At 73.2% G+C, this 4,875-nt stretch carries 2 protein-coding genes; both read right to left on the minus strand.

Annotated features, from left to right (window positions below; genetic code table 11):
• The coding region (locus HUW36_RS25535; RefSeq protein WP_246248320.1) for a phosphodiester glycosidase family protein at positions 1 to 3,147 on the minus strand (3,147 nt) is incomplete at its 3' end.
• Between the two features lie 139 nt (positions 3,148 to 3,286).
• Positions 3,287 to 4,875: transcription termination factor Rho (rho, locus tag HUW36_RS25540; protein ID WP_174530487.1), on the minus strand; the 1,589-nt coding region annotated here is incomplete at its 5' end.

Below are 4,875 nucleotides of genomic sequence, written 5' to 3' on the forward strand. Positions count from 1 at the left end.
CGCGATCTGCATGGCCGTCTCCAACTTCGGGACGACCTTGCCCTCGCGGATCCGGTAGAGGGTGGTGCGCTCGATCCCGACGAGGCGGGCCCGCTCGGCCTCCCGGGGCGTCACCGGGTCCACCCCGAACTCGGTCCAGCCGGTGAACCCGCCGAGCCCGGCCGGGGTGGAGGGATCCTTGCCCGCGTTGCCGTTGATCACGTACGGCACCCCGTCCACCCGGTCGGCGTGGAACGTGCCGACGTGGCCGTTCACCATCAGCGCGCCCTTGCCGGTGCGGTGCTGGAAGTCGGCCAGCCACTGCTCGACCAGGGCGGCCTCCTTCCGGTCGCCGAGCTGGCTGGCCTTGGCCGGGCTGGGATCACGCGGCGGGTGGTGGAAGAACACCGCCACCGAGCCGACCGACCGGTCGACCGCCGCCGCGTCGAGCGTCCGGCGCAGCAGCTCCACCTGGTCGAACCCGCCCCCGCGCAGCGAACCGGTGGCCGTGGACAGGGTGACGAAACGGGTTCCGGCGTGGTCGAAGACGCGCGAGGTCTCCCCGAAGACGCTCCGGAAGTTGTCGATCGGCGCGCCCATGATCTCGTGGTTGCCCGGCACGTAGTAGTAGGGCACCTGACCGCCCAGCTCCTCGTCCAGGATCCGCTTGGCCAGCGCGAAGTCCGCCGGGTACGCGGTGTCCACGAAGTCGCCGTCGATGATCAGGAAGTCCGGCCGGGCGGCACGGACCTCGCGCAGCGTACGGCGGGCCTGGGCGACCAGTTCGCTGTCCGGATCGGCGGCGACGAACTGGGCGTCGGAGAGGACCGCGAACCGCCAGGGCGCACCGTCGACCGTGCCGTCGCGCAGCACCACCCGGTCGGTCCGGTTCGGCTCCGGCGGCGCCTGCACGTCCGGCGGCACCCGGGCCACCAGGTCGTCGATCACCACCTCGCTGCGGTACTGCTTGGCCGGGTCGGTCTCGGCCACGTAGAACCGGCGCACCCGCACCGGGTACTGCACGCCCGGCGGCACCGCGAACTCGACGTACTTCCAGCCGGTCCAGTCCAGGTAGGGGCCACGCAGCACGAACTGGGTGTCCTGCGCGTCGTGCAGGTGCAGGCTCGGCCACTCGCCGGTGCCGTTCGCCTTGATCCACATGCCGAACGCCTGCGGCTGGCCCGGCACGTCGATCCAGGCCGGCGGGTCGGCGTACGCGGCCCGGGTGCCTGTCGACTGGCTGAAGTCGTACGACATCCGCAGGCCGCCGCCGGTGTGCCCCTCGGCCGGGGCGACCGACCCGGAGGCGCGGGCCTGGCTGAACTTCCAGGACGCGGCGTCGTCGAAGCCGGCCACCGGCACGTCGGTCAGCCCGACGGTCACCGGCAGCACCGTGCCGCGCGCACCGACGCGGGCGGTGACGAGCGCCGAGCCGGACCCGCCGAGCGCCTTCACGGCCAGGTTGCCGTCGGCCGTGGGGGTGATCGAGAGCAGGTCGTGGTCGTACTCCAGCGTCAGGTCGCCCGGCTCGATCGGCGCGGTGTTCCCCTCCGCGTCGTAACCGACCACGCCGAACAGGCCGGTGTCGCCGGCCCGGTCGAGGCCGACCCGGTCGACCGTGCCGTCGATCCGCTCGAGCGGGCCGAGCACGGTCAGGTCGATCGTGCCCCGGGCCCGGCCCCGGGAGGCGGTGACGGTGCTCCGGCCCGGGCTGCCGGCCCGGAACACGCCGTCGCCGTCCACCCGGCCGTGGGTGGCGCGCCAGCGCGGGTCGCCGGCCGCAGGGCCGTACGTCTCGTCGTAGCCGGCGGCGGTGAGCCGGCGGGTGAGGCCGGGGAAGACCCGGTCCGGCCGACCGCCCCGCACCGGGGCGACGCCCGGCGCGGCGGTCGGGTCGCTGGCGGTCTCCAACCAGTAGCCGGTGAGCCGGCCGCTGCCCTTCGGCGCGTAGACGGCCAGGCCGTTCGGCACCGGCCGCTCGCTGCCGTCGGACGGGCTGTTCTCCACCTGGACCGCCGCCGCACCCGGCTCGCGGGCCAGCAGCGTGGAGGAACCGCCGCCGTCGAGGTTGAGCGCGTTCGCCGCGCCCAGCTCGGCCATCATCCGGCCCATCTCGGTCTGGGTGACGCCGCGGCTGTCCACCTGCCGCCCGTCCACCGTCAACATGATCATCTTGCGGCCGTCGGCGGAGAAGCCCACCGAGGTACGCGGGGCCAGCGTCTGGTCGGCGACGGTCTGCACCACGCCGTCGCGGACCAGCACGTTGCCGCCGCCCACGGCCGCCCGGAGGTCGCCGCCGTCGGAGGAGCGCGGACGCCAGGACATGTCGACCGCGTCACCGGGGCGCAGCGCGCCGAGCGCGTCGGCGCCGGCCTCCCGCCCGAGCAGCACCGTGCTGCCGGCCGGGATCGGGCCCTCCCCGGCCGCCGTGGCCACGGCGGCCACCCGACCGCCGGTCAGCGTCACCTCGACCACCCGCGTCGCGCCGTCCACCGCGCGCTGCCGGGGGTACGAGCCCCACAGCGGGGTGAAGACGCCCACGCCGTCGCGCTGCACCATGTTGTTGAACTGGGTCAGCGACACCGGTCCGCCGGGCAGCGTCGCGGTGCCCTCGAAGCCGACCTGGACGACCCGGCCGATGCCCTGGGCGCTGATGCCCACCGCGTTGGGGTGCCCGGCGACAGGTGACTGCACCAGTTCGCCGGAGCGGATGCCGACACCCTGCGCCGCACCCGAGTTGTTGATGTCGAAGAAGTCGCCGTTCACCGCCGCCACCGCCCGGGAGCGGTCCACCGCGGCCCGCAGGGGCTCGTCCCGGGTCACCGCGCCGGAGTTCACGTAGTCGACGGTCAGCCCGCCGGACAGGTCGGCGGTGAGCGCGTCGGCGCGCAGCCAGCCGGCGGCGTCGTACCTGTCGAAGGAGGTCAGGTCCAGGCCGGGCGCGACCGGCCGGGTGGTCTTCGCGGTCTCCAGGCCACCTGCCGGTTCCACACCGGCCAACGCCACCGAGGACTCGGGGCGGGACGACGCGGCCGGCGCGTCCTCGGCCGAAGTGGACACCGGCGGCGCGGCGACCGCGGCGGGCGGTGACACCGGAGCGGTGAGCGTGAGCAGGGGCGTCAGCAGCAGGACGCCGGCAAGTCGGGCGGATCGTCTGCGGATTCGCATGGACGACAGTCAACCCGACCGTGAACAGAAGTTTCAATACCCCACGGCTTAACCGTAGAAAAACTTCACGGCATCGGGGCCGGTACGCGAACGAGGGGCACGGCCGTCGGCCGTACCCCTCGTCGTCGGATCCGTCAGGTCACTCGCCCGGAGTGGACTTCGCGATCTGCATCAGGAACTCGATGTTGGTGCGGGACTGCTTGAGCCGGTCCAGCAGGAGGTCGAGGGCCGCCTGCGAGTCCAGCGAGTGCAGCACCTTGCGGAGCTTGTGGATGATCGCCAGCTCCTCCGGCGCGAGCAGGACCTCCTCCTTACGCGTACCGGAGGGGTTGATGTCGATCGCCGGGAAGACCCGCTTGTCGGCGATCTTCCGGTCCAGCTTCAGCTCGGCGTTACCCGTGCCCTTGAACTCCTCGAAGATGACCGTGTCCGCCATGGACCCGGTCTCCACCAGCGCGGTGGCGAGAATGGTCAGCGAGCCGCCGTTCTCGATGTTGCGCGCCGCGCCGAGGAAGCGCTTGGGCGGGTAGAGCGCGGTGGAGTCGATACCACCCGACATGATCCGGCCGCTGGCCGGCGCCGCCAGGTTGTACGACCGACCGAGCCGGGTCACCGAGTCGAGCAGCACGACCACGTCGTGGCCCAACTCGACCAGACGCTTCGCCCGCTCGATCGCCAGCTCCGCCACCGTGGTGTGGTCCTGCGGCGGACGGTCGAACGTGGCCGCGATGACCTCGCCCTTCACCGACCGCTGCATGTCGGTGACCTCTTCCGGCCGCTCGTCGACGAGCACCACCATCAGGTGGCACTCCGGGTTGTTGCGGGTGATCGCGTTCGCGATCGCCTGCAACACCATCGTCTTGCCGGCCTTCGGCGGCGACACGATCAGCGCCCGCTGGCCCTTGCCGATCGGCATGACCAGGTCGATCACCCGGGTGGTGAGGATGTGCGGCTCGGTCTCCAGCCGCAGGCGCTCCTGCGGGTAGAGCGGCGTGAGCTTGTAGAACTCGGGCCGGCGCTTCGCCTCGTCCGGCTCCATGCCGTTGATGGTGTCCAGCCGGACCAGCGGGTTGTACTTGTCGCGCCGCTGCTCGCCGTCCCGCGCGGCCCGCACGGCGCCAGTGATCGCGTCACCGCGGCGCAGGCCGTGCTTCTTGATCTGGGACATCGAGACGTACACGTCGTTCGGGCCGGCCAGGTAGCCGGTGGTCCGGACGAAGGCGTAGTTGTCGAGCACGTCGATGATGCCGGCGACCGGGACGAGCACGTCGTCCTCGCCGACCTGCGGCTCACGGCCGCCGCCGTCGCCGCCGACCTCGCCCCGCTCGCCACGGCCACGCCGGCGGTCACGGAACCGGCTGCGCCGACCCCGCCGGCCGCCGCCCTCGCCGTCGTCGTCACCGTCGTCTCCCCGCTCGGCGCGCTGACCCCGGTCGTTGCGGTCACCGCGGTCGTTGCGGTCACGGTCGTTGCGCTCGCCCCGGTCGGCACGCTCGCCCCGGTCGTTGCGGTCGCCCCGGTCGGCACGCTCACCCCGGTCGGCGCGCTCACTTCGCTCGGCGCGGTCGCCCCGCTCGTTGCGCTCGCCCCGGTCGGCGCGGTCGCCCCGATCGGCACGCTCGCCCCGGTCGTCGCGGTCGCCCCGGTCGGCACGCTCACCCCGGTCGGCGCGCTCACTTCGCTCGGCGCGGTCGCCCCGCTCGTTGCGCTCGCCCCGGTCGGCGCGGT

This window comes from Micromonospora maritima (genome assembly GCF_902825405.1).
GTDB classification, from domain to species: domain Bacteria; phylum Actinomycetota; class Actinomycetes; order Mycobacteriales; family Micromonosporaceae; genus Micromonospora; species Micromonospora maritima.